The organism is Streptomyces sp. ITFR-21 (genome assembly GCF_031844685.1).
Taxonomy (GTDB): domain Bacteria; phylum Actinomycetota; class Actinomycetes; order Streptomycetales; family Streptomycetaceae; genus Actinacidiphila.
The window spans coordinates 637,804-660,799 of the sequence record NZ_CP134605.1; the positions used below are offsets into that span (position 1 = coordinate 637,804).

Here is a 22,996-nt window from a genome sequence, read left to right on the forward strand (position 1 = left end):
CGGGGTGACGATCTAGAGTCGATCACCATGGACTACCGTCACCTCGGCCGCAGCGGCCTGGTCATCAGCGAGATCGCCTACGGAAACTGGCTCACCCACGGCTCCCAGGTGGAGGAGGACGCGGCCACCGCCTGTGTGGCCGCGGCGCTGGAAGCGGGCATCACCACCTTCGACACCGCCGACGTCTACGCCCAGACCCGCGCCGAGTCGGTTCTCGGCAAAGCATTGAAGGGTGAGCGCCGCGAAGGGCTGGAGATCTTCACCAAGGTCTACTGGCCCACCGGCCCCGGTCGCAACGACCGGGGCCTTTCGCGCAAGCACATCACGGAGTCCGTCAACGGCTCGCTGCGGCGGCTCCAGACCGACTACGTCGACCTCTACCAGGCGCACCGCTACGACCGCTTCACACCGCTGGAGGAGACGATGGAGGCGTTCGCCGACATCGTGCACAGCGGAAAGGCGCTCTACATCGGCGTCTCGGAGTGGACCGCGGACCAGATCCGGCGAGCCCACGCCCTGGCCCGCGAGCTGCACATCCCGCTGGTCTCCAACCAGCCGCAGTACTCGGCTCTTTGGCGGGTCATCGAGGGCGAGGTCATCCCCGCCTGCGAGGAACTGGGGCTGGGACAGGTCGTCTTCTCCCCGATCGCGCAGGGCGTGCTGACCGGCAAGTACCGTCCCGGCCGGCAGCCGCCGGCGGGCTCGCGGGCCACCGACGACAAGGGCGGCGCCGACATGATCAGCCGCTGGATGCGCGACGAGGTGCTGGAGCAGGTGCAGCAGCTGCAGCCGCTGGCCGCCGAGGCTGGTCTGACCCTGGCGCAGCTGGCCGTGGCATGGGTGCTGCAGAACCCGAACGTGTCCGCGGCGATCGTCGGCGCCTCCCGCCCGGAGCAGGTCGCGGAGAACGCCAAGGCGGCCGGGGTGCGTCTGGAGGCGGATCTGCTGGCCCGGATCGAGAAGGTCCTGGAGCCGGTCGCGGTCACCGATCCCAAGCGGGTGCACGAGAACGTGCCGACCCGGCGTCCGTAGGCGCGGGGTGCCCCGTACGGCGGCGGCCGGGGTCCGGTGGCCCAGGCCGCTGCTCCCGGCCGGCCTCGCCGCCGCCCTCGGGGCGCTGGCCTGGCTGGTGCTGGCACGGCATGGCGTCCCCTACGCCTTCGACAGCGGTCCGCACCGCTGGGCCGTCGCGCACCGGCCGCCCGCGGCGGTGACCGCGGCCAGGATCGTCACCGGTGCCGGCACCGGCCCGTACCCGCCCCTGGCGGCGGCGCTCGGCGGATGGCTGGCCGGCGGCCGGAGCACGGTGCGGCGCCGGACCCGGTCGACGGTACTGGCGGTGCTCGTCCTGGTCGTCGGCCAGGGGCTGCGCACTTCGCTGATGGCCGCCGCGCACCGGGCCCGGCCGCCCGTCGCGGACTGGGCGGCGCAGACCTCGGGGTACTCCTTCCCGTCCGGCCACACGGCTTCCGCCGCGATGGCCGCCGGGCTGCTCGCGTGGGGACTGCGCCGGGTCCTGCCGCGCGGGCCGGGCGGCGTCGCCGCGGCGGTGTGCGCGGCCGTCGCGGTGGCCGTGGGGTGCTCGCGGGTGTACCTGGGCGTGCACTGGCCGAGCGACGTGCTCGGCGGCTGGCTGCTGGCCGCGGGTTGGCTCGCCGTCACCCTGCCGCCGCTGACCGCCTACCTGGACGCGGGCGGCGGCCCCGGCGGCGAGCCCGCCGGCCCGGCGGACGGCGGCTCCTAGAGTCCGCAGCGCCCCCGCTACGGTGCCGGAGGCGCCGCGGCGGCCCACGACGAGGACGCCAGCCCACCGCCTCGCGACCCGGGGAGCCCCTCCCCCGGACGAAGCGGCGGGGAGCACCGCACGGCGCCGCCCGCCCTCCGGGCGGGCGGCGCCGTGCGACGGACAGGCCCTAGACCGACACGCCGTGGGCCCGCAGGTAGTGCAGCGGGTCGATGTCGTCGCCGTATTCGGGCCCGGTGCGTATCTCGAAGTGCAGATGGGGTCCGGTGGCGTTGCCGGTCGCGCCGGAGCGGCCGATCCGCTGGCCCTCGGTGACACGCTGGCCGGCCTTCACCGAGATCTGCGACAGGTGCCCGTACTGGCTGTAGTCGCCGTCGGCGTGCCGGATGACGATCTGGTAGCCGTACGAACCGCCCCAGCCCGCGGTGACGACCGTGCCGGCCGCGATCGAGTGCACCGCGGTGCCGGTGGAGACCAGGAAGTCGACGCCGGTGTGGTAGCCGCTGGCCCAGCTGCTGCCCCCGGTGTGGTAGTGCGTGCCGATCGGGGCGTGCTCGACCGGCAGCCGGTAGCCGCCGTGCTTGGGCGCGGCGACCGGTTTGGCCTGCCGCTCCAGCGTGCGGGTGCCGCCGGCCGGCTTGGCGGCGGGCTTGGGGGCCGCCTTCGGCGCGGCCTTGGGAACCGCCTTGACCGGCGCGGTCAGCGCGAGGTGCTGGCCGGGGAAGATCAGGTCGGGGTCGTCGCCGACGACGGTGCGGTTGGCCGCGTACAGCTCCGGCCAGCCGCCGCGCACCTGCTCGTCCGCGGCGATGCCGGACAGCGTGTCGCCGGCCCCGACCGTGTAGCGCTCGTGTCCGGCGGCGGGACGGGCGGGCGCCGGCTTGCCGGCGGCCTTGACCGGCACGGCCTCGGCGAGGTGCTGGGGAGCCACCGGCCCGGCCTTGGGCTTCGGCTTGGACACCGGTACCCGCACGATGTGCGAGGCGGAGGCCGCCTGGCGGGTGAGCCCGGCCTCCACCGAGCAGACCGGCCAGGCGCCGGGGCCCTGGCTGCGCAGCACCTTCTCGGCGATCGCGATCTGCTGGTTCTTCGACGCAAGGTCCGCGCGCGGCGCGTAGACCGTGCCGCCGAAGGACTTCCAGGTACCGGCGTTGAACTGCAGGCCGCCGTAGAAGCCGTTGCCGGTGTTGATGTTCCAGTCTCCGGAGGACTCACAACTGGCCACCTTGTCCCAGACGTTGCCGGCGGCGGCGTGCGCGGTGCTGAGTCCGATCAGTGGCAGGGCGAGTCCCGCACCGCCCGCCGTGACCGTCAGCGAGGCTTGGGACACCCGGTTCGGGCGGTAACGACGATGGCGTCCGCGTAAGGGCATGGCAGCAGTCCTCTCCGGTGGCCGGCCGCGCCAAAGATAGGCCCCCGCCGACCCCGCCACAAGAGCGCCCGCAACCCTACAGCCCGCCCCGGGGCGATGACGTGCGGGAACGGGGTGCCCTTTTTTGTCTTTCGCCGGCGCGCCCTTCGGCTCGCCGGCTACCGGCGAACCCCAGGCGGTATCGGTGCCGTGGGTGGGTGCCCGGCAGCGTGAGGGTGCCCCTTTGGCGGGTGCCGTCGGGCGTCAGGGCACCTAAGGGGGCCCAGGCTCGGGGGCTGGGTTGCCCTGCGTGGCGCCGTACGGTCGGCCGCCGGGCCCACCTCACGCCGTAGGGTCCGCCCCCACGTCCACCTGACGCCCGACGTTCGGCCGGGTAGCCGGTGAGCCGAAGGGCGCGCCGGTGTCGAAAGGGAGAGCGCGCGCAGTGAGCGAGGTACGAGCGAGTGAGCACGGTCGACCGTCGACACCGGACCCAAGCGCCCGGAGGCGAACCGGCGGCAAAAAAGGGGGATGGGCGGTGCCGTAGCGCTGGACGGCACCCACCTATGGGCGCCCCGTCGACACCGGACCCAAGCGCCCGGAGGCGAACCGGCGGCAAAAGGAGGTGGGCCCGGAGGCGAAGCGGCGGCAAAAGGAGGTGGGCCCGGAGGCGAACCGGCGACAAAAGGAGGTGGACGGCAAAAAAGGGAATCTCCCGGGCCCCCCGGCGTTGAAGGTGGGGTGAGTTCCGTACTGGGCGACACACCGTTCTCCGTCCTCGACCGGTCCCGTGTCCGCGAGGGCGAGGACGCTCCGCGGGCGCTGCGCGACACGGTGGACTTCGCCCGGGAGGCGGAGGCGCTGGGGTACCACCGGTTCTGGGTCTCCGAGCACCACGGCGTGCCCGGGGTCGCGGGGTCGGCCCCCACCGTGCTGGCCGCCGCGGTGGCCGCGGCGACCAGCCGGATCCGGGTCGGCACCGGCGGGGTGATGCTGCCGAACCACCGGCCGCTGGTGGTCGCCGAGCAGTTCGGGGTGCTGGAGGCGCTTTTCCCGGGCCGGATCGACATGGGCCTGGGCCGCTCGGTCGGCTTCACCGACGGCGTCCGCAAGGCGCTGGGCCGCGGCAGGGAGGCGGGCCGCGAGTTCGACGGGCAGCTGACCGAGCTGCTGGGCTGGTTCGACGGCACCCAGCGGACGTATCCGCAGGTGCGCGCGCTGCCCGCCGAGGGGCTGCGGCCGGCGCCCTTCCTGCTGGCCGTCGGGCGGGGCGCCGAACTGGCCGCGGCGCACGGGCTGCCGCTGGTGATCGGCGGTGTGCACGGCGAGGACGCGCTGCTGCGGGCGGTGGACCGCTACCGCGGCGCCTTCCGCCCGTCCTCCTGGGCCGCCGAGCCCTACGTGGTGCTGTCCGGTACGGTCGCGGTCGCCGCGGACGGCGAACGGGCCCGCCGGCTGCTGGTGTCCGAGGCGTGGTCGACCGCCTACTCCCGCACCCACGGGGTGTTCCCGCCGCTGGCGCCGGCGGAATCGATCGCCGCGCGTGCCATGACCGGGCCGGAGCGGGAGCGCTTCGACGCGGCGATGACGGGGCAGCTGCACGGCACGCCGGAGGACGTGGCCAAGGCGCTGGAGTCGCTGCTCACCCGGAGCGCGGCCGACGAGTTCCTGGTGACGACGAGCACCTACGACCGCGCTGAGCTGCTCGATTCGTACCGGCTGCTGGCCGGGATGCGCGGCGGAGGTGCTGGGTAGGGTCGCCTGATGACTCAACGACTGCGCGGCGGGTTCGACGTGCGCTGGCACGCGGGATGGCCGTCGGCCAAGCACGATCCGGCGCCGGAGATCCAGGTGCACGCCTATGACGAGAGCACGCTGATCCTGAGGCAGAGCATGTCGGTGCACTTCGAGGCGCCGTTCATGTTCCTGCTGCTGGGCGAGGAACGGGCGCTGCTGCTGGACACCGGGGCCACCGCGGACCCGGCGTACTTCCCGCTGCGGCGAGTGGTCGACGAGGCGGTGGCACAGTGGCTGGAGTGGCATCCGCACCCGGCGTACGGGCTGGTGGTCGCGCACACCCACGGCCACCGGGACCACATCGCGGGCGACCCGCAGTTCGCGGACCGGCCGCACACGGTGACGGTCGGCCCCGGGTTGGACGCGGTGACCGCGTTCTTCGGGCTGCGTCGCTGGCCGGAGGGCACCGCCTCGGTGGACCTCGGCGGCCGGGTGCTGGACGTCATCCCCGGCCCCGGGCACGAGCCGGCCGCCGCGGTCTTCCACGACCGGCGCACCGGGCTGCTGTTCACCGGGGACACCCTCTACCCGGGGCGGCTGCACGTCCGCGACCTGGCGGCGTACACCGCGACCGTGGACCGGCTGCTGACCTTCTGCGAGCGCCACCCGGTCACCCAGCTGCTGGGCTGCCACATAGAGATGACCGGAACGCCCGGCGACGACTACCCGCGGGGCACCACCCACCAGCCCGACGAGCCGCCGCTGCAGATGCACCCCGGTCATCTGCGCGCCCTGCGCCGGGCGCTGACCGAGACGGCCGGCCGGCCCGGTGTACACCGCTACGCGGACTTCCTGCTGCACATCGAGGAGTGACGGCTCGCCGGCGGGCGGGGCGGCGGCCCGCCGCGGCCGGGCGGGCGTGATGACGGGCCGTCGGGTCCCGGGGGTTCCGCCGTCACCCGGAGGCGGGCGGCCCTCATCCGGATGGGCCCCGCCGCCGTGCCGGGTGTGCGGGGACGTTCCTAACGTGAGCGGCATGACTGCTTTCCGTCCTCCGCCCCGCCCGGCCCGTGTACGTACCCGCGTCACCCGCGTCGTGCGCTCGGGCGGCGCGGTCGTCGCGGCCTGCTGTCTGACGGCGCTGTCCGCCGTGTCCGCGCTGCCCGCCGCGGCCGTCTCCGGTGACGGCCGCGGCCCGGCGTCGGCCGCGTCGGCGGTCGGCGGTCCGCTGCTGGCCCGGCCCGGCGTGCAGGTACGGCCGCGGGCCGGGGTGCCCGCGCTGCCGGCCGGGCTGTCGGCGCTGTCCTGGACGGTTTCCGACGCCCGTACCGGACAGGTGCTCGCGGCCAAGGACGCCCACCGGCGGCTGCCGCCGGCCTCCACCCTGAAGACGCTGTTCGCGGTCACCGTGCTGCCCCGCTTCCCGCGGGAGGCCACCCACCGGGTCACCGACGCCGACCTGGCCGGCGTCGGCGAGGGCAGCAGCCTGGTCGGTGTCCAGCCCGGACAGACGTACACGGTCGCCGACCTGTGGCGCGGGGTGTTCCTCAGCTCCGGCAACGACGCCGTGCACGTCCTGGCGAACATGAACGGCTCGGTGCCGAAGACGGTGGCGCAGATGCAGGCCAGGGCGAGGATGCTGGGCGCCGACGACACGCACGTGGTCTCCCCCGACGGCTATGACCGGCCGGGCCAGGTGTCCTCGGCGTACGACCTGGCGGTCTTCGCCCGAGCCGGGCTGGCCGACGCCGACTTCGCCGACTACGCCTCGACGGCCGAGGCGCAGTTCCCCGGCGGCTACGACGCGCATGGCACGTATGTGCGGTCCTTCGGCATCCGCAACACCAACCGGCTGCTGACCGGAGCCGACGGGGTGGGGGCGTACCCGGGGGTCATCGGGGTGAAGAACGGTTACACCACGAACGCCGGCAACACACTGGTCGCGGCGGCCCGGCACGGCGACCGTACGCTGATCACCACCGTGATGAACCCGCAGTCCGGTGTGCCGCAGGCGGTCTACCGCGAGGCGGGCGAGCTGCTCGACTGGGGTTTCGCGGCGGCCGGCCGCACCGCCTCCGTCGGCACCCTCAACGCCGCCCGCCCGGCGGCGCTCCAGGGCTCCCCGGCGCACGCCCCGGCCGCGCCGCGCGGCGGCGCGCCCGCGGCGGCCACGCCCTCGGTGCCCTCCTCGGCGCACACCGACTCCGCCGCGGAGTCCCCGACCGCCTGGTACGTGGGCGGCGCGCTGGCCCTGGCGGCGGCGGTGTCGGTGCTGCTGCTGCGCCGGCGCTCGACGGCCAGGCCGCGATGAGCACCGCGCCGCGAGCCGCGGCGCCGGGCGGCGGACCGCTGTGCCTGGTGACCGGGGCCACCGGTTACATCGGCGGCCGGCTCGTCCCCGAACTGCTCGCGGCCGGCCACCGGGTGCGGTGCGCCGCCCGTTCGCCGGGCAAGCTCCGCGACCACCCGTGGGCGGCCGAGGTAGAGACGGTCCGCGCCGACGCGCTGGACGCCGACTCGACGGCGCGGGCGATGCGGGGCGTCGACGTGGCGTACTACCTGGTGCACGGGCTGGGCGGTGGCAGCAACTTCGAGCGGACCGACCGCGAGGCGGCCCGGGTCTTCGCCGCGCAGGCGCGGGCGGCGGGCGTCCGGCGGATCGTCTACCTCGGCGGTCTGACCCCCGCCGCGGTCCCCGCCGAACGGCTCTCGCCGCACCTGCGGTCCCGTACCGAGGTGGGCCGGGTACTGCTGGACTCCGGGGTGCCGACCGCGGTCCTGCGGGCCGCGGTCATCATCGGCTCCGGCTCGGCGTCGTTCGAGATGCTGCGCTACCTCACCGAGCGGCTGCCGGTCATGGTCACCCCGGGCTGGGTCCGCACCCGGGTCCAGCCGGTCGCCGTACGGGACGTGCTGCGCTACCTGGTCGGCAGCGCGCGGCTGCCCGCCGAGGTCAGCCGCACCTTCGACATCGGCGGTCCTGACGTGGTGACGTACCGCGACATGATGCGGCGTTACGCGGCGGTCGCCGGCCTCAACCGGCGGCTGATCGTGCCGGTCCCGATCCTCACCCCCGCGCTGTCCAGCCACTGGGTGGGCCTGGTCACCCCCGTCCCGGCGTCCATCGCCCGCCCGCTGGCCGAGTCGCTGCGGCACGAGGTGGTGTGCGCCGAGCACGACATCGCCCGCTACGTGCCCGACCCGCCGGGCGCTCCCGTCGGTCTCGACCGGGCCCTCACGCTGGCGCTGCACCGGGTCAGGGACGCCCAGGTCGCCACCCGCTGGTCGTCGGCGTCGGTGCCCGGCGTGCCGAGCGACCCGCTGCCGACCGACCCGGACTGGGCCGGCGGGAGCCTGTACTGCGATGTACGGGAGCTGCACGTCCGGGTCCGCCCGCAGGCGCTGTGGCAGGTGGTGGAGGGCGTCGGCGGCGAGCACGGCTGGTACTCCTTCCCGCTGGCCTGGGCGGTACGCGGCCGGCTGGACCGGCTGGTCGGCGGGGTCGGCCTGCGCCGGGGCCGCCGGGACGCCCGGCATCTGCGGGTCGGCGACTCGCTGGACTTCTGGCGGGTGGAGGAGATCCGGCCCGGCCGGCTGCTGCGGCTGCGTGCGGAGATGCGGCTGCCGGGCCTGGCCTGGCTGGAGATGGCGGTCGAACCGGGCGACGTCCCGGGCCGCGCTTACTACCGCCAGCGCGCCCTGTTCCACCCGCGCGGGCTGCTCGGCCACGCCTACTGGTGGGGCGTCTCCCCCTTCCACGCGGTGGTCTTCGGCGGCATGGCCCGCAACATCGCGGCAGCGGCGGTCCGCCGGGACCTGTCCGCCCAGCCGGCGTCCACGGCCCGCCGCACACCGCCCGGCTGACCACCGGCGGCTGGCGCCGGGTACGGGGGCGGTGACGGCCGCGCTGTACGCGTCGCAGGTCTGGCCCGAGGGTCTGCCCCGCCAGGTGTCCGCCTCCTTCGAACCGCCGGAGCGGCGGCTGCTGCTCAACACGGACCGTGGTCTCGCACGGCGGCGGGCAGGACGGCGACGAACCGGACCTGCTGGCCGTGGATCCGCTGGAGTTCGAGGAGCTGGTCGCCGAGCTGTCCCGGGCGATGGGCATGCAGGCGGTCACCACCGTGCGGTCCGGCGACGGCAGGGTGGACGTGGACGCGCTCGACCCGGACCCGATCCACGGCGGGAAGATCGCGGTACAGGTCAAGCGTTACCGCAGGACGGTGCCGCCGACGGCGGTGCGCGACCTGTACGGCACCGTGCGGAGCATCGGCGCCGACAAGGGCGTGCAGGTCACCACCTCGGGCTTCGGCCGCAGCTCCTACGTCTTCGTCAGCGGCAAGCCGATGACGCTGGTGTCCGGCACGGAACTGGTGGACCTGCTGCACCGGTACGGGTTGCGCGAGCGGCCGGGTACGGCCGCGGGGGACGCGGCCGCGACAGACGAGGGCCGGGCGCCGGCGCCGGGGACACCGATGACCACGGCGGGGCGGACGACGCCGACGCGAGCGTGCCGGGTATGTGGTGGGGCGGCGCGGTACGGCTCGACGTGTGTGCGCTGGTGTGCGCTGGTGTGCACGGGTGGCCGGGCGCTTGGTGACGACCACTTCGTCTTCTACGACAACCCGGCCACGCCCGACGGGACGGTACGGATGATGCCCGCGCTCGGCGAGGACAAGGCTGCGGTCTGGGTGAGCTTCGACCGCCTGCCGGCTCGGGCGGACCGGGTGGTGCTGGTCGCCGCGATCGACCCGGAGGCGGATCCGGACGCAGACCTGTCCGGCTTCACCGACGCCCGGATCCGGCTGACCGACCCGGCGGGCGCCGAGGCGGACCGGCTGGAGGTGTCCGACGGGCGGCCCGGCGAGACCGCGCTGCTGCTCGGCTCGTTCCGCCGGCGGTCCGACGGGAACTGGGCCTCCGTGGCCGGTGGCACGGGATATCAGGGCCAGGAGGGACAGCTCAACCCGGTGCGGGGGCATGGCATCGAGGTGGAGTGAGACGGCCCCGGTCGTCGGCGTGCTAGGATTACGTTAGGGACGTACGGTCCGCGCCCATCAGTGGCGCCGGTCCCTGTTTTCCCCGGGGGTCTGTTTCGATCCCCTTGCTCGAACCCTCCCGTGCGCACCGGTGTTCCGGTGACTTCTCGCGGTACGTGGAGCGTGTTGTGTCCGCTCGCGCCGCATCTTCCTCGCGTGTGCTGTTCTCCGTGTTCCGCCCCTGTTCCTCCCGGCCCTGCCCGGCGTTCGCCGGCCGGCCGGAGGCCTCCGTCCTCGAAAGGACGACGATTCATGACCGACATTCTCGAACGCCCGCGGGTGCAGCGGGATCCGGCGCCTACCCGGGTGTCCGGCGTACTGGAGGTGAGCGGCGGCCAGTCCGGCCGGCTGCGTGGCTCCGGGTGGTCCGCCGCACCCGATGACGTCCAGGTGTCCGCGACGCAGATCCGCAAGGCGGGCCTGCGTAAGGGGGACCTGGTGGAAGGGGTGGCCGACCGGCCCGGCGCCCTCGGTGAGGTCCTGCTCGTCAACGGGCTGCCGCCGGGCGGGTGGCGGCCGCACTTCGCGGACCTGACCCCGCTGCACCCGCGGCAGCCGCTGCGGCTGGAGAGCGCGCTGCTCAAGGGCTCAAGTGCCGCCGCCGGCCGGATCATCGACCTGATGGCGCCGGTCGGCAAGGGCCAGCGCGGGCTGATCGTGGCGCCGCCCAAGGCCGGCAAGACGATGCTCCTGCAGAGCGTCGCGGCGGCCGTCGCCGCCAACCACCCCGAGTGCCACCTGATGGTGGTGCTGCTGGACGAGCGGCCCGAGGAGGTCACCGACATGCGGCGCAGCGTGCGCGGCGAGGTGATCTCCTCGACCTTCGACCAGCCGGCCAAGCAGCACATCGCGGTCGCCGAACTGGCCGTGGAGCGGGCCAAGCGGCTGGTGGAGCTGGGGCAGGACGTGGTGATCCTGCTGGACTCGCTGACCCGGCTGTGCCGGGCGTACAACACGGCCGCGGCCGGCGGGGGCCGTACGCTGTCCGGCGGTGTGGACGCGGCGGCGCTGCTCGGCCCTAAGCGGCTGTTCGGCGCGGCCCGGCGCACCGAGGAGGGCGGCTCGCTCACCATCCTGGCCACCGCCCTGGTGGACACCGGTTCGCGGGCCGACACCTTCTTCTACGAGGAGCTCAAGGGCACCGGGAACATGGAGCTGCACCTGGACCGGTCGCTCGCCGAGCGGCGGGTGTTCCCCGCCGTCGACCTGCTGACCTCCGGCACACGCCGCGAGGAACTGCTGCTCCCGGCCGCCGAGTTGTCGGTGGTACGCGGTCTGCGGCGGGCCCTGCACGGGCGCGACGCGCAGTCCGGCCTCGGGGTGCTGCTGGAGCGTATCCGGCAGACCCCGGACAACGCGGCCTTCCTGCGGCAGGTCCAGGGGACGCTGCCGGCCTGAGCCGGACCCGGCGGGCCGCCCGGCGCCGCGGTGGTCGCCGGCCCGCCCGGGAGCGTGCCGCGGGGCGTCGAACCCGCCGGCCCCCGCCCGGCGCCGCACGCGATGATCCGGGATGGACGAGGACGCGATGGAGCGGGACTTCCTGCGGGACGGATTCGTCAGGATCGAGGGTGCCTTTCCGGCGGGGGCCCCGCCTGCCGCCGGGCGGTGCTCAGAACGTCCCCGGCGCGCCGCCGATCCGCGGGTCCAGGGTCCGGCTGAGGCGGTACGCCACCGCCCGGAACCCGAAGGCGGGCCAGTGGCCGGCGGCCGACGGGGACGCGGAGGGCCAGCGTGCCGCCATGTAGCGGTGGCCGTTGTCGTACGCCCAGGCCAGCGCGGTGGCCAGCAGTACCCGGCTGATGCCCTCGCCGCGGGCGGCGGGCGCCACGTACGCCTCGGCCAGCTCCACGCAGGACTCGGGTACCACCGGGTCGGCGACGGCCGGGTGCAGCAGCACCATGCCGATCTCCTCGCCCCGGCGGGAGGCGATCCAGGCGCCGCAGCGGGGGTCGGCGAGCGTGTCGGCGTACCGCAGCCGCAGGGCGGCGAGGCCGGCCTCGGGCTGCGGCTGGAAGATCGCGGCCTCGCGCTGCCGGCGGGAGGACTCGGCGGCCATCCGGCCGATCTGCGGCAGATCGCCGGGGCCGGCCCGGCGGATGCCGAGTCCGTCGACGCCGCGGGGCTGCCGGCCGCGCGGTTTGACGGCCATCAGGCCGTGCACCGTTTCGCGGCCGAAGCCGAGGTCGGACCAGGGCGCGGTGGCGGTCTCGCCGGCCGGCACCCACGCGTAGTGCACCAGGCGGCGGTCGGCGACGAGCCGGGCGGCGACTGTGACATAGAGCGCGCGCAGCACCTCGCTCTCCCGGCCGGACGGCAGCGCGTGGCCGCCGTGCGGGACGAGCGCGGAGCGCGGGTGGGTGTGCAGCGCGGCCGGGTCGTCGGCGCTGAGGTCGACCGGGATCGCGGCGAGGTGGCCGATCAGGTTGCCGTCGCCGTCCACGGCGCGGCAGCCCTCGAACCCGGCGGCGGTGTGGAGCTTGCCCAGCAGCTCCTCGCCGCGGACCGGCCCGTCGGCCAGCCACGACCGCTGGGACAGCGGGCGGCGGGCGCGGGCGAACCAGCGGTCGTACCGCTGTGCGGCCTCGGGTATGTGCTCGGTGGTCAGCGGCGCGACGGCGACAGTCATGGTGCTCGTGGACGCTAGCGGGGGGCGCGGCCCCACGGCAAGGCGGGGCCGCAGCGGTACGGGTCCGGCGGCGGGCGGCCGCGGGTTCAGCCGGTCCAGGCGGGGTGCCGGGGGTCGTCGGCGCGTACCAGGGCATCGGCGGTCTCTTCGGGCAGCGCCTCGCGGGCGTACCGGTCGTAGGCGGGCAGTGTCCAGTGCTGCTCCGCGGGGGTGCGGCGCTCCAGCGCGGCCCAGGAGAGCCGCAGGTGCACGGTCAGGTCGAGCGGCAGCCCCTGGCCGAGCAGGAGCGGGCCGTCCAGCACCAGGACGCCGCCGGGGGGCAGGTCGACGTACTCGGCGCGGGTGGCGCGGTCCGTGGCGGGGTCGCGCAGTGACGGCAGGGCGCGTCCGGTGCCGCCGGGGCCCAGCGGTTCGAGCACCTCGCGGCGCAGCGCGCCGGTGTCCAGCCAGAGCCGGTAGTACGCGTCGGCGTCCCGGTGGCCGTACTCCAGCCGCAGCGAGGCGGGCCGGAGGAAGCTCTCGGCGCGGACCCGGAGCGCGGGGTGGCCGAGGGCGGGCAGCGCGGCGGCGAGGGCGTCGGCCAGCTCCGCGGTGCCGGCCGCCGGGGCGCCGTCCACCGCGACCCGCCACCAGGGTCCGGGCGGCGGGGCGGTCGCGACGCGGTCCGCCAGTGCCTGCGCCAGGCGGGGCCAGCTGATCGGGGTGAGCTGCACACCGCCCATCCTGCCCGAGGCGGGCCGGGCGGGCGAAGGGGGCCCGCCCAGGGCTGTCCGGGGGTATCTGCTCACCCTTTCGGAGGGGTTGTCCCGCGGCCCGGGGGGGCGGCCGGAAACGGCCGCGGCCGCTGCCGGGGGGCGGGCGGGAGCCGCGCCGACGCCTGTCGGGCGGGGCCCGCCGCCGCGCCCGCGGGATGGAGCCGGCCACGGATCACCCGTTTGCCAGTGAGCGCGATCCGCTACCTTTTGTGAGCCTGGGAGAACTGAAGGTGACCGTCCCCATCACCCAGGAGAAGAGCCCCATGATTCTTTCCATCTCCGGCGTCGTTCTTCTCGGCGTCATCTGCTTCCTGTTCTTCCGCAAGGACGGCCTGAAGGTGTCGCACGGGCTGGTGTGCACCCTTTTCGGCTTCTACCTCGCGGGCTCCGCGATCGCCCCGAGCATCAAGGCGAGCGGCCAGAGCCTGGCCAGCCTGATCGGCGGGCTCAGGATCTAGGGACCTGTCGTCGGGCTGTGCGGGTGGCGGAGCGGGGTCCGGTGCGGTGCGGTACGAGGCCGAGGCCGAGGAGGGAGGCGACGCGGTGTGTCGCCGACCGGCGGGAACGCGGCGGATCCGCGCACCGGGCCGCGCGGCACCGGCGCGGACCTCCGCGCCGGGCACCGCGGCGCCGCGGAGATCCCCACGGCAGGCCCTCGGGTCCGAGACACGGCGCCGTCCGCCCGCGGGGCGGGACCCGCGGCCTCCGGTGCTCCCCCCGCCCGCCCGCACCGGGCCCGCACCCCTCCCCCGGCCCGCCCGGCCCCGGACCCGTCCCGCGGCGAACAGCAGGGCCCCCGCCCGTCCCCACCCCCGAAGCACCCGATGGAGCACCCGTGGCCAGGCGTCCCCTTCCCAGCATCCTCAGCAGCCGGCCGGCGCTTGTCCGCGGCCGCGACCTGGCGCGTACCGCGGCCGACGGCGCGACCGACGTGCTCCACCCGGTCATCACCATCGCCAAGGGCATGCGCCGGCAGGCCGCCTGGGCGGGCGGCTGGTGGGGCCGGACCCCGAAGGAGCAGCGCGCGCCCGCACTGCTGCTGGCGGCGGCCGGCGTCGTCATCGTGGCGATGATGCCGTACGGGCCGGTCCTCGGCGTGGTCGCGCTGACGGCGTCCGCGGCGTGGCTGGGCCGGGACCGCGCCGGCGCGGCGCCCGCCGGGCCCAGCCAGGCGGAGGCGGTGCGGCTCCAGTCGCTGTACGAGGCGCTGGTGCCGTACCTGTCCGACGCCGCGGACCCCGCGCCGCTCTACACGCACGACGGCAGCTGGGACAGGGCGTTCGGCGCGCACGAGTTCCGGGACGGCCGGCTGGTGCGGCTGCGCCTGCGGTATCCGGCGTACTTCACCGACGGCGAGGCGGACTCCCGGGCCCGGGTGGAGCAGTTGCTGCACGCGAAGGCCGGGCGGGGCCGGGAGTACCGCTTCGACTGGAACGAGGAGGAGAACCACCTCACCCTCACCGCGCTGCCGCCGCTGCCGACCGACGTGGTCGCGCAGCGGTTCGTCACGTCTCCGGGTGAGACGGTGCTCGGGTTCACCGGCGCCGACGCCGTGCAGCGGACCGTGCCGGTCACCGCGGGCGGGCGCACGCAGGACGCGCCGCCGGTGGTGTGGCGGACGGGGGCGCGCTCCACCGAGCCGCACCTGCTGGCCCTGGGCCAGCCCGGCACCGGGACGACCAGCCTGCTGCGGTCGATCGCGCTCCAGGCGTTGGTACACGGGGACGTCGTGGTGATCGACGGCAGCGGTACGGGCGAGTACGCGTGCCTGGCCGGGCGTCCCGGGGTGCTGGCCGTCGAGGACGGGCTGCTCGGCGCCGCCGCGACCCTGGAGTGGGCCGCGCACGAGACCGAGCGGCGGCTGATCACCGTCAACCGGTCGCGGCAGTCCGGTACCGCGGTGCCCGACGACGTACGGCGGCCGCTGTGGATCCTGGTCGACCGGCCGACCGCGCTCACCCAGCTGGCGATGGCGGAGGGCCGGCCCGATCCGCAGGCCCTGCTGGACGTGCCGCTGCGGCACGGGCGGACGGCGAACGTCGCGGTCGCGGTGGCCGACCGGCTCGACGCCACGGAGACGCTGGCGCCGGCGGTCATCGCGCAGACCCGGGCGCGGGTGGTGCTCGGCCCGCTGGCGCCCGACCACGTCGCGGCGGTGCTCGGCGCCGCGCAGCGCACCACGCCCGCCTCCGACGTGCCCCCGGGCCGCGGCTACGCCCGGCTCGGTACGGGGCCGGTGCTCCGCCTCCAGGTCCCGGCGACGCCCGACCCCTACGACGAGGAGACCTCTCCGGCCGAACGCGACGCCGTACTGGCGCTGCTGCCGGGCGCTCCGCCGGCTTCCGGCCCGGTCCCCGAGCCGACCGCGGCGCCGGGCCGCGAGCCGGTCGTCCTCGGCAAGGACGCGGTCGTGCGTACCGTCGCCGACCTGGAACCGGGCTGAGCCGACCGGGGCGGACCGGGGCCGGCGCCGCGGGCCGCCCGCGGCGGCGCCGGCGCCGGGGTCAGGCCACGAAGAGGCCGGCGCCCTCGGTGTCGGCGGCGCCGCCGGAGCGGACGAGGTCGGCGGCGCGGGCCAGGCGGGCCGCGGCCTCGGTGGCGCGGGCGCCGCTGACCGTGAACGGGATCCGGACGAAGGACTCGAAGGCGCCGTCGACGCCGAAGCGGGGGCCGGAGGGGACCCGGACGCCGAGCCGCTCGCCTGCCACGGCCAGCCGGGAGCCGGAGACGTCACCGGTGCGCACCCACATGGTCATGCCGCCGCGCGGCACCGTGAAGTCCCAGTCGGGCACGTGCAGCCGGAGCGCCGCCGCCAGGTCGTCCCGGCACTGCGCGGCCCGGCGGCGGCGGGCCGCGAGCGCCTGCTCCCAGCCGCCGCCGCGCAGCAGCCACGCCACCACCAGCTGGTCGATCACCGGCGAGCCCAGGTCGAGATAGGCGCGGGCCGAGACCAGCCGCCGGACCACGTCGGGGGTGCTGCGCACCCAGCCGATCCGCAGCCCCGCCCACACCGCCTTGCTCGCGGAACCGACCGTCATCACCGTGCCGCCGCGGTCGAAGGCCGCCATCGGCCGTACCCCCGACTCCGCGCCGTCCAGCACCAGTTCGGTCATCGTCTCGTCGACCACCAGCACCGTGCCGGCCGCCCGCGCCGCCTCCACCAGCTCGCGCCGCTCGTCGTCGCCGACCAGCGTGCCGGTCGGGTTGTGGAAGTCCGGCATGACGTACGCCATCGGCGGCGCGGCGTCCCGCAGCACCCGCCGCCAGGTGTCCATCTCCCAGCCGCCCAGGTGCTCGCGCAGCGCCACCGGCACCAGCCGGGACCCGGTCTCCCGGAACAGCTCCAGCACGTTGGCGTAGCTGGGCGACTCCACCGCGACCCGCTCCCCGAGGCCGACCAGCCGCCGGGTGACCGCGCCGATCGCGCCCATCGCGCCGGTGGTCACCATGATCTGCTCGGGCATCGTGGGCACCCCGCGGGCGGTGTACCGGTCGGCGATGGCCTCGCGCAGCACCGGGAGCCCGGCCGGGAAGTCGCCGTGGGTGGCCGCGTACGCGGGGAGCTCGGCGAGCGCGCCCTCCATCGCCCGGGTCAGCCACGGCTCCGGCGCCGGCAGCGAGGCGGTGCCGAGGTCGATCGAGGAGCCCGCCGCGTCCGGCGGCAGCGGCTCCAGGCTGCGGGAGGGCAGTACATGCCCCTCGGGGATCGCGGTCCAGCTGCCGGCGCCGCGCCGGGACCGGGCGAAGCCCTCGGTGCGCAGCGCCTCGTACGCCGCCGCGACGGTGGTCCTGCTGACGCCGAGGGCGAGTGCCAGTTCCCGCTCGGCGGGCAGCCGGGCCGCCACCTGCACGCGGCCCTCCAGCACCAGCAGCCGTACGCCGTCGGCCAGCCCTCGGTAGGCGGGCAGTTTCCTGCCACCACCGCCGGTCCTCGGCAGCGGTCGGAGCAGCCGGGCCAGGTGCGCCGCACCCACCGACGCAGTCCACTGCGACATCGAGATCAGTCCACCTTCCGACGATTGGCCGCGGACGGAGCGCGTGTACAGGCCACAGACTGCCACGGCCCCGGTCGGGTCACCAGGGGGTTCGGGTCCCGTCTCCAGTGTCGGCCGGTGCCGCCGGAGGCGCGTCGCCGTCCACGCGGTCGCCGCCACCGCCGTGTCCACCGCCGTGTCCGCCGCCGTGCCCGCCGCCGTGCCCAGCCGGTCCGACGCCCGCCGGGCGCAATTCGATCTCCGGCGGGTTCCGCGCCCGGCGGCCGGGGTAGGAGTCGCATCGGCGCGCCGGGCGATCACGGGCGCCCGTTCGATGCGGGGCGATTTAGCCCCGGATGGTGCGGACGGGTAGTGTACGCGGTTGGCCCTGCGGCTTGACCGTTACTGCAAGGAAAAGATTGCGACGACACCGGATGACTTCTCCGCCCAGGTGTGACAAACCGGGCACCGGCGGGTACAAACAGGGCTGACACGACGGGCGACGCATATCCCGCAACGGGAATCTTCACCGCCGACCGGACGTTGACCGGATGACGACGACAGCGACACCTGTCCTGTGGGCGACCAAGCCCGGGAGGCACGATTCATGAGTGAGCGAGCTCTCCGCGGCACGCGACTCGGGGCCACCAGCTACGAGACCGACCGCGGTATCGATCTGGCCCCGCGCCAGACCGTTGAGTACGCATGCCGGAACGGCCATCGCTTTGAGATGCCGTTCTCGGTTGAGGCCGAGATTCCGCCGGAGTGGGAATGCCGCGCCTGCGGCCAGACCGCGCTCCTGGTGGACGGAGAGGGCCCGGAGGAAAAGGCGGTCAAACCGGCGCGCACGCACTGGGACATGCTCATGGAACGGCGGACGCTGGAGGAGCTGGAGGAGGTGCTGGCCGAGCGGCTGGCCGTCCTGCGCTCCGGAGCGATGAACATCGCGGTGCATCCGCGGGACAACCGCAAGAGCGCCTGACCCCAGGCCCCGGTGCCCGACACCAGCGGGGCTTCCCCCGGACCGGATCCGGGGAAGGCCCCCCGACACTTCCCGCCCGGCGCGGGAGCGCGAAAGACGCTCCCGCGCCGGGCGTTTTTCTGCCCGCTCAGCGCTTGTCGTCGGGGTCGACGACCTCGCCCTGGATGACCTTGCCGTCGGGGCGGTGGATCCGGGACCGCTCGTCGGCCTCCCGCGCCTGCTGGAACAGGTCGCCGATGGAGCCGGGGTCGCCCGCCGACGCGACCCGGCGCAGCAGCAGCCGGTCCAGACCCCTGCCGGTCAGTTTGCGGGTCGGCGGGAAGAGCAGCAGCAGCGCCACCGCGTCCGAGACGAACCCCGGGATGATCAGCAGCACGCCGCCGAGCATGTGCAGCCCGGCCCGGCTGCCGGCGGCGGGCAGCGCCGGGGCGCCTTCTGCCGGGGGCGCGCCCGGCGTCCCCGGCTGCTGCAGGGTCGCCGTCAGGTTCCGCCACGCGCTGCGCCCGGCCCGCTTCACCGCCGCCGCGCCCAGCACGAGCCCGGCGAGCAGGCACAGCAGCACGACGAATCCGCCGGCCGCGTCCGCCACCACGACCAGCAGCCAGATCTCCAGCGCCGCCCAGACCGCGAGGGCCAGCGGCACCGCGGTACGGGCGCGCGAACGCCGCCGCGCGGGCCGGTTGGCCTGCTGCTGACGGGCCGGGGGCGGTGAACTCGAGGTCATGGGTCCAGTGTGCCGCAGTCGGCCAAGAGACGGTAAAGCGCGGGGGCGTACGGCCGGTCCGCGGTGGACGCGGACGGCCGGCGGCGGCCACGATGACGGCGTGACCCACACCCCCGGCGGCCGGGACGAGCCGACTCCGCCCGACCCCGGTCCGCCCGCCGTCCGCGGTGAGCTCACCGAGCGGCTGGCCAGGATCGAGGCCCTGCTGCTCACCCCGGCCCGGGGCGGGCTCACCGGGGCCGAGCACCGGTTCGAGCCGGCCTGGCGGCGGGCCACCCGGGGGGAGACCCGGTGGGCGTCCTCGGCGGCGGTGCTGCTGGTGGCGGTGGTGCAGCTGACGCTGCCCGCCCGGCTCTCGGTGCAGCCGCGGCCTTTGATGCCGGCCGTCGAGGTGGCGCTGCTGGTCTGCCTGGTCGCGCTCAGCCCGTACCGGATCGAGCGCCGCTCCCCGCTGTACCGGGGGCTGGGCCTGGTGCTGACCTTCACCGTCGGCGGCGCCAACGCGTACTCGGTGGTCCGGCTGGTGGACGGCCTGGTGCGCGGCACCGAGGGCGGCTCGGCGGGCCGGCTGCTGCTGACCGGCGGGACCGTCTGGCTGATCAACATGGTGATCTTCGGGCTGGGGTACTGGGAGCTGGACCGCGGCGGTCCGGCGGCCCGCGCGCACGGCGAGCGCCCGGCCCCGGACTTCCTCTTCGTCCAGATGCAGTCCCCCGAGCTGGCCCCCGAGCACTGGGAGCCGGCCTTCCTGGACTACTTGTACCTGTCCTTCACCAATTCCACGGCCTTCAGCCCGACCGACGTGATGCCGATGACGCGGACCGCGAAGGTGTGGATGCTGGTGCAGTCCGCGGTGTCGCTGATCACCCTGGTACTGGTGGTGGCGCGGGCCGTCAACATCCTGGGCTGACGGCCGGCCCGCCCCGTACCGCCCGGCACCGGGCCCGCCGGAGCCCTGCGCGGTGGCGGCGCCCCTCAGACGCCGCGGCCGGTGATCCTGCCGGCCCTGGCGCCCACGCCCCAGGCGGTGATCCGCCACAGCGCCTCGACCACGATGTTGCGGCTCATCTTGCTGTCGCCGTGCTCCCGCTCCACGAAGGTGATCGGCACCTCGACGACGTGGAAGCCGGCCTTGACCGCGCGCCAGGCCAGGTCGACCTGGAAGCAGTAGCCGGCAGAGGCGACCTCGGCCATGCCGATGCCCTCCAGGGTCTCCCGGCGGAAGGCCCGGTAGCCGCCGGTGACGTCGCGGATCGGCACGTCCAGCATCAGCCGGGAGTACGTGCTGCCGCCGCGGGAGAGCATCTCGCGGGACTTGGGCCAGTTCACCACCCGGCCGCCGGGGATCCAGCGGGAGCCGAGCACCAGGTCGGCGCCCTTCAGCGCGGTGAGCAGCCGGGGCAGCTCCTCGGGCTGGTGGGAGCCGTCGGCGTCCATCTCGACCAGCACCCCGTAGCCCTCGTCCAGGCCCCACTGGAAGCCGGCCAGGTAGGCGGCGCCGAGGCCCTCCTTGCCCCTGCGGTGCAGGACGTGCACCTGCTCGTCGGGGCCGGCCAGCTCGTCGGCGAGCTTGCCGGTGCCGTCCGGGCTGTTGTCGTCGGCGACCAGGACATGGGCCTGCGGCACCGACGCCCGGACACGCCTGACGATCGGCTTGATGTTCTCGGCCTCGTTGTACGTCGGGATGATGACGAGGACCTTGCCGAGCGGGCCGAAGCTCCGCTGCTCGCCGTCGTTCGCTGTCACTGCTGCCTTTGCCCCTTCACCATGCCTGTGCGGTCGCGCCTGCCGATCGCGACCGCGGCCGCGCAGGACAGGAGCCCCACCATAGCGAGAGTCCACTCGGGAACCGCACCGACGCGATCGGCGACGGTCCTGCCGTCGCGGAGCGGGAGGTCGGCGCTGAGCACCTGCCGGGTGAACTCGCGACTGCGCTGCTCGACCTTGCCGTCCGGGGCCACGATCGCGCTGATCCCGCTGGTCGCGGCGGTCACCACGGCCCGGCCGTGCTCCACGGCGCGCAGTCTGGACATGGCCAGCTGCTGCTCCGGCTGCCCGGTTCGGCCGTAGGTGGCGTTGTTGGTCTGGACGACGATCGCGCGGGCGCCGGCGTTCACGGTGTCGCGCACGATGCCGTCGTAGGCGACCTCGAAGCAGATGACGTCGCCGAGCCGGGCCGGCCCGATCTGCAGGACGCCGGTGGTTTGGCCCGGGTAGAAGTCGCGCGGGATCTCGTCCAGCCGGCTGATGACCTTGGTCAGTTCCTCGCGGAAGGGCACGTACTCGCCGAACGGCACGGGGTGCTGCTTGGTGTAGTGGGCGCCGGGCCCGGTGACCGGGTCCCAGACGATGCCCTCGTTCTGCACGTGGTCCTTGTCCGGGCCGTCCACCAGCGCGCCGACCAGGACGGGGACGCCGACCGCCTGCACGGCCCGGGTGATCCTGTCGTACGCGGCCGGGTTGGAGAACGGGTCGAGGTCGGAGGAGTTCTCCGGCCACAGCACCAGGTCCGGCTTGGGCACCCGGCCGGCCTTGATGTCGGCGGCGAGCTTGAGGGTGGCGTCGACGTGGTTGTCGAGGATCATCATCGGCCGGCCGAGGAAGTCCAGTCCCGGCTGCTGGACGTTGCCCTGGACGACGGCGATGCGGACGTGGTCGGCGGCGCCGGTGGGCACCGGTACGAGCAGGCCGGCCAGCAGGACGCCCGCCGACAGCACGAGGGCGCCGGCGGCGCTCAGGGCGGTACGCAGGGCCCTGGGGCGCTCCCGTGGCAGCTCGGCCGCGGCGAGCGCCGCGGCGGCCAGCAGGGTGCCACTGAGGGCCACCGCGAAGGTCACCAGCGGAGCGCCGCCGAGGGCGGCGAGCGGGGTGTAGGGCGAGCCGGTGTTGGCGAAGGCGAGCCGGCCCCAGGGGAAGCCGCCGAAAGGCAGCCGGTCCCGGGCCAGTTCCTCGGTGACCCACAGGCACGCGGCCCACAGCGGCCCTCCGGGCAGCCTCCGGCTGAGCACCAGGCAGGCGCCGAGCGCGGCCAGGAACGCGGCCTCGATGGCGGACAGGCCGATCACCGCGTCCCAGCCGACCACGTTCAGCCAGGCCAGCAGCCAGACGAAGAAGGGGAACCCGAAGGCGAACCCGAGCCAGGCGCCCTGCCCGACGGTCCGGCCGCGCATCAGCAGCGACAGCGCCGCGACCGCGACGATCGACAGCGGCCAGACGTCGTACGGCGGGAACGCGAGGGTCAGCAGCAGCCCGGCGACGACCGCCACGGCCGTACGCGGCGCCGCCGCGCGGCACAGGGCGGCAAGGCGCCGGCGCCGCGGGGCCCGCGGCGCCGGCACGGGCCCCCCGGCGGGCCGCGCGAGCGGCGGCCCGGGGACCGCCGGGGGCGCCGCGGGCGCGGTTTCGGGACGCAGGCGCACGTTCGCGGCCTTCCTGCAGGTGGAGAGGTGGTGAAGGCGACCGTACCCCGTCATGTCCGAAGGATGGGTCGCGGGTGGGCAAAGCATCCCCCAGGTCGGCGGCCGCGGCGGGCGCGCCCGTCGGTTTCCGGCCGCCCGCGGCCGCGGGGCGCTCGGACGGCGGCGGGCGGGGGCGGCGGCGGGCGGCCGGACGGCGGCGGGCGGGGGCGGCCGGGCGGCGGTGTCCACGGGGCGGCGGGCGTGCGGAACGGGCCCGGATGCCCTTCGGGCCGACCTGGGGCCCGCTGGCTGCGAGTCGGTACCAAGGCCGTTGTCTACTGGGCGTCCGGGCCCTTTCCGGGTCACACCTGCCGATCGGGCGGCCCTCCCCCTCCGTTCCCTCGCGGGTGGAGGGGCCCACGGGCGGGCCGCGTTCCGTGTCGTGCCCGCTGGGCCTGGCTGCCAGTGGCGGCGTGCACGTGCGGCGCGGCGCCCCATGGCCCAGCGGTGGTCGACGCGGGCTGCGGAGTGCCCCCGGTCCGACGTCCTCGTGGTGGACTCGGCCGAACCTACCCGCCCCCGACCAGCAACTGTCAACACCCCTGTGACCTGCTGGCTTTCGCCAAATCAGCAGGTCAGTACCGACCACCGGCCGACCCGCGACAC

Annotated in this window: 19 protein-coding genes; 12 read left to right on the forward strand and 7 right to left on the reverse strand. The window is 75.3% G+C overall.

From position 1 onward, the window contains the following. Nucleotides 1–27: 27 nt before the first annotated feature. Both RLT57_RS02795 and RLT57_RS02800 read left to right on the forward strand, forming a co-directional pair. Complete coding sequence (locus RLT57_RS02795; RefSeq protein ID WP_311295765.1) at nt 28–1,032, forward strand: aldo/keto reductase family protein; 1,005 nt, start codon at nt 28–30, stop codon at nt 1,030–1,032. A gap of 7 nt (nt 1,033–1,039) precedes the next feature. After that, nucleotides 1,040–1,744 (forward strand): phosphatase PAP2 family protein, encoded by a 705-nt coding sequence (locus RLT57_RS02800; protein WP_311295766.1) that lies wholly within the window; start codon nt 1,040–1,042, stop codon nt 1,742–1,744. Between the two features lie 169 nt (nt 1,745–1,913). On the opposite strand, the gene RLT57_RS02805 is transcribed toward RLT57_RS02800, so the two are convergent. Next, nucleotides 1,914–3,116, reverse strand: a complete 1,203-nt coding sequence (locus RLT57_RS02805; protein ID WP_311295767.1) for a transglycosylase family protein — start codon at nt 3,114–3,116, stop codon at nt 1,914–1,916. A gap of 720 nt (nt 3,117–3,836) precedes the next feature. On the opposite strand from RLT57_RS02805, the gene RLT57_RS02810 reads away from it, so the two are divergent. The 6 genes from RLT57_RS02810 (at nt 3,837) to rho (ending at nt 11,269) form a co-directional block, all read left to right on the forward strand. Beyond that, nucleotides 3,837–4,850: an LLM class flavin-dependent oxidoreductase gene (locus RLT57_RS02810; protein ID WP_311295768.1), complete on the forward strand. Its 1,014-nt coding sequence runs from the start codon at nt 3,837–3,839 to the stop codon at nt 4,848–4,850. A gap of 9 nt (nt 4,851–4,859) precedes the next feature. Continuing rightward, nucleotides 4,860–5,705, forward strand: coding sequence for an MBL fold metallo-hydrolase (locus RLT57_RS02815; RefSeq protein WP_311295769.1), 846 nt, complete (start codon nt 4,860–4,862; stop codon nt 5,703–5,705). A gap of 163 nt (nt 5,706–5,868) precedes the next feature. Continuing rightward, entirely contained in the window at nt 5,869–7,143 is a 1,275-nt protein-coding gene (locus RLT57_RS02820; protein WP_311295770.1) for a D-alanyl-D-alanine carboxypeptidase family protein, read from the forward strand. Then, nucleotides 7,140–8,696, forward strand: a complete 1,557-nt coding sequence (locus tag RLT57_RS02825; protein WP_311295771.1) for an SDR family oxidoreductase — start codon at nt 7,140–7,142, stop codon at nt 8,694–8,696. Before RLT57_RS02820 ends, RLT57_RS02825 begins: the two co-directional genes overlap by 4 nt. A 137-nt stretch (nt 8,697–8,833) precedes the next feature. Beyond that, a complete protein-coding gene (locus RLT57_RS02830; protein WP_311295772.1) occupies nt 8,834–9,832 on the forward strand; it encodes a restriction endonuclease in 999 nt (332 codons plus the stop codon). Between the two features lie 291 nt (nt 9,833–10,123). Continuing rightward, nucleotides 10,124–11,269, forward strand: coding sequence for a transcription termination factor Rho (gene rho / locus RLT57_RS02835; RefSeq protein WP_311295773.1), 1,146 nt, complete (start codon nt 10,124–10,126; stop codon nt 11,267–11,269). 211 nt (nt 11,270–11,480) lie between these two features. Here the strand turns inward: rho and RLT57_RS02840 are convergent, their stop codons facing one another. After that, on the reverse strand, nt 11,481–12,497 hold the full coding sequence (locus RLT57_RS02840) for a GNAT family N-acetyltransferase (RefSeq protein WP_311295774.1): 1,017 nt from the start codon (nt 12,495–12,497) through the stop codon (nt 11,481–11,483). 86 nt (nt 12,498–12,583) lie between these two features. Continuing rightward, a complete protein-coding gene (locus RLT57_RS02845; protein WP_311295775.1) occupies nt 12,584–13,210 on the reverse strand; it encodes a uridine kinase in 627 nt (208 codons plus the stop codon). Nucleotides 13,211–13,515: 305 nt separating this feature from the next. On the opposite strand from RLT57_RS02845, the gene RLT57_RS02850 reads away from it, so the two are divergent. Both RLT57_RS02850 and RLT57_RS02855 read left to right on the forward strand, forming a co-directional pair. Next, the gene (locus RLT57_RS02850) at nt 13,516–13,710 is read left to right on the forward strand and encodes a hypothetical protein (protein WP_311300548.1); all 195 of its coding nucleotides are present in this window, start codon (nt 13,516–13,518) and stop codon (nt 13,708–13,710) included. A gap of 377 nt (nt 13,711–14,087) precedes the next feature. Then, the gene (locus RLT57_RS02855; RefSeq protein ID WP_311295776.1) at nt 14,088–15,695 is read left to right on the forward strand and encodes a hypothetical protein; all 1,608 of its coding nucleotides are present in this window, start codon (nt 14,088–14,090) and stop codon (nt 15,693–15,695) included. Nucleotides 15,696–15,756: 61 nt separating this feature from the next. On the opposite strand, the gene RLT57_RS02860 is transcribed toward RLT57_RS02855, so the two are convergent. Continuing rightward, the gene (locus RLT57_RS02860) at nt 15,757–17,247 is read right to left on the reverse strand and encodes a PLP-dependent aminotransferase family protein (RefSeq protein WP_311295777.1); all 1,491 of its coding nucleotides are present in this window, start codon (nt 17,245–17,247) and stop codon (nt 15,757–15,759) included. Between the two features lie 586 nt (nt 17,248–17,833). Between RLT57_RS02860 and RLT57_RS02865 the strand changes: the two genes are divergently transcribed. Continuing rightward, the gene (locus tag RLT57_RS02865) at nt 17,834–18,208 is read left to right on the forward strand and encodes an RNA polymerase-binding protein RbpA (protein ID WP_311295778.1); all 375 of its coding nucleotides are present in this window, start codon (nt 17,834–17,836) and stop codon (nt 18,206–18,208) included. A 127-nt stretch (nt 18,209–18,335) separates the two neighbouring features. Here RLT57_RS02865 and fxsA read toward each other — a convergent pair whose 3' ends face one another. Beyond that, nucleotides 18,336–18,932 (reverse strand): FxsA family membrane protein, encoded by a 597-nt coding sequence (fxsA, locus tag RLT57_RS02870; RefSeq protein WP_311295779.1) that lies wholly within the window; start codon nt 18,930–18,932, stop codon nt 18,336–18,338. A gap of 100 nt (nt 18,933–19,032) precedes the next feature. On the opposite strand from fxsA, the gene RLT57_RS02875 reads away from it, so the two are divergent. Then, nucleotides 19,033–19,842 carry a hypothetical protein gene (locus tag RLT57_RS02875; protein WP_311295780.1) on the forward strand — a complete coding sequence of 270 codons (810 nt, stop codon included), beginning with the start codon at nt 19,033–19,035 and terminating at the stop codon, nt 19,840–19,842. 65 nt (nt 19,843–19,907) lie between these two features. On the opposite strand, the gene RLT57_RS02880 is transcribed toward RLT57_RS02875, so the two are convergent. Further along, complete coding sequence (locus RLT57_RS02880) at nt 19,908–20,678, reverse strand: polyprenol monophosphomannose synthase (RefSeq protein ID WP_311295781.1); 771 nt, start codon at nt 20,676–20,678, stop codon at nt 19,908–19,910. Beyond that, nucleotides 20,675–22,405, reverse strand: coding sequence for an apolipoprotein N-acyltransferase (gene lnt, locus RLT57_RS02885; RefSeq protein ID WP_399127920.1), 1,731 nt, complete (start codon nt 22,403–22,405; stop codon nt 20,675–20,677). The genes RLT57_RS02880 and lnt overlap by 4 nt, the downstream gene beginning before the upstream one ends. Nucleotides 22,406–22,996: the final 591 nt, after the last annotated feature.

Bases quoted from the DNA above. Each gene is read 5' to 3' on its own strand.
- RLT57_RS02795 (WP_311295765.1), top strand. From the start codon at position 28: ATGGACTACCGTCACCTCGGCCGCAGCGGCCTGGTCATCAGCGAGATC.
- RLT57_RS02865 (WP_311295778.1), top strand. From the start codon at position 17,834: ATGAGTGAGCGAGCTCTCCGCGGCACGCGACTCGGGGCCACCAGCTAC.
- RLT57_RS02805 (WP_311295767.1), bottom strand. From the start codon at position 3,116: ATGCCCTTACGCGGACGCCATCGTCGTTACCGCCCGAACCGGGTGTCC.
- fxsA (WP_311295779.1), bottom strand. From the start codon at position 18,932: ATGACCTCGAGTTCACCGCCCCCGGCCCGTCAGCAGCAGGCCAACCGG.
- RLT57_RS02850 (WP_311300548.1), top strand. From the start codon at position 13,516: ATGATTCTTTCCATCTCCGGCGTCGTTCTTCTCGGCGTCATCTGCTTC.
- RLT57_RS02840 (WP_311295774.1), bottom strand. From the start codon at position 12,497: ATGACTGTCGCCGTCGCGCCGCTGACCACCGAGCACATACCCGAGGCC.
- lnt (WP_399127920.1), bottom strand. From the start codon at position 22,405: ATGACGGGGTACGGTCGCCTTCACCACCTCTCCACCTGCAGGAAGGCC.
- RLT57_RS02860 (WP_311295777.1), bottom strand. From the start codon at position 17,247: ATGTCGCAGTGGACTGCGTCGGTGGGTGCGGCGCACCTGGCCCGGCTG.
- RLT57_RS02815 (WP_311295769.1), top strand. From the start codon at position 4,860: ATGACTCAACGACTGCGCGGCGGGTTCGACGTGCGCTGGCACGCGGGA.
- RLT57_RS02820 (WP_311295770.1), top strand. From the start codon at position 5,869: ATGACTGCTTTCCGTCCTCCGCCCCGCCCGGCCCGTGTACGTACCCGC.
- RLT57_RS02825 (WP_311295771.1), top strand. From the start codon at position 7,140: ATGAGCACCGCGCCGCGAGCCGCGGCGCCGGGCGGCGGACCGCTGTGC.
- rho (WP_311295773.1), top strand. From the start codon at position 10,124: ATGACCGACATTCTCGAACGCCCGCGGGTGCAGCGGGATCCGGCGCCT.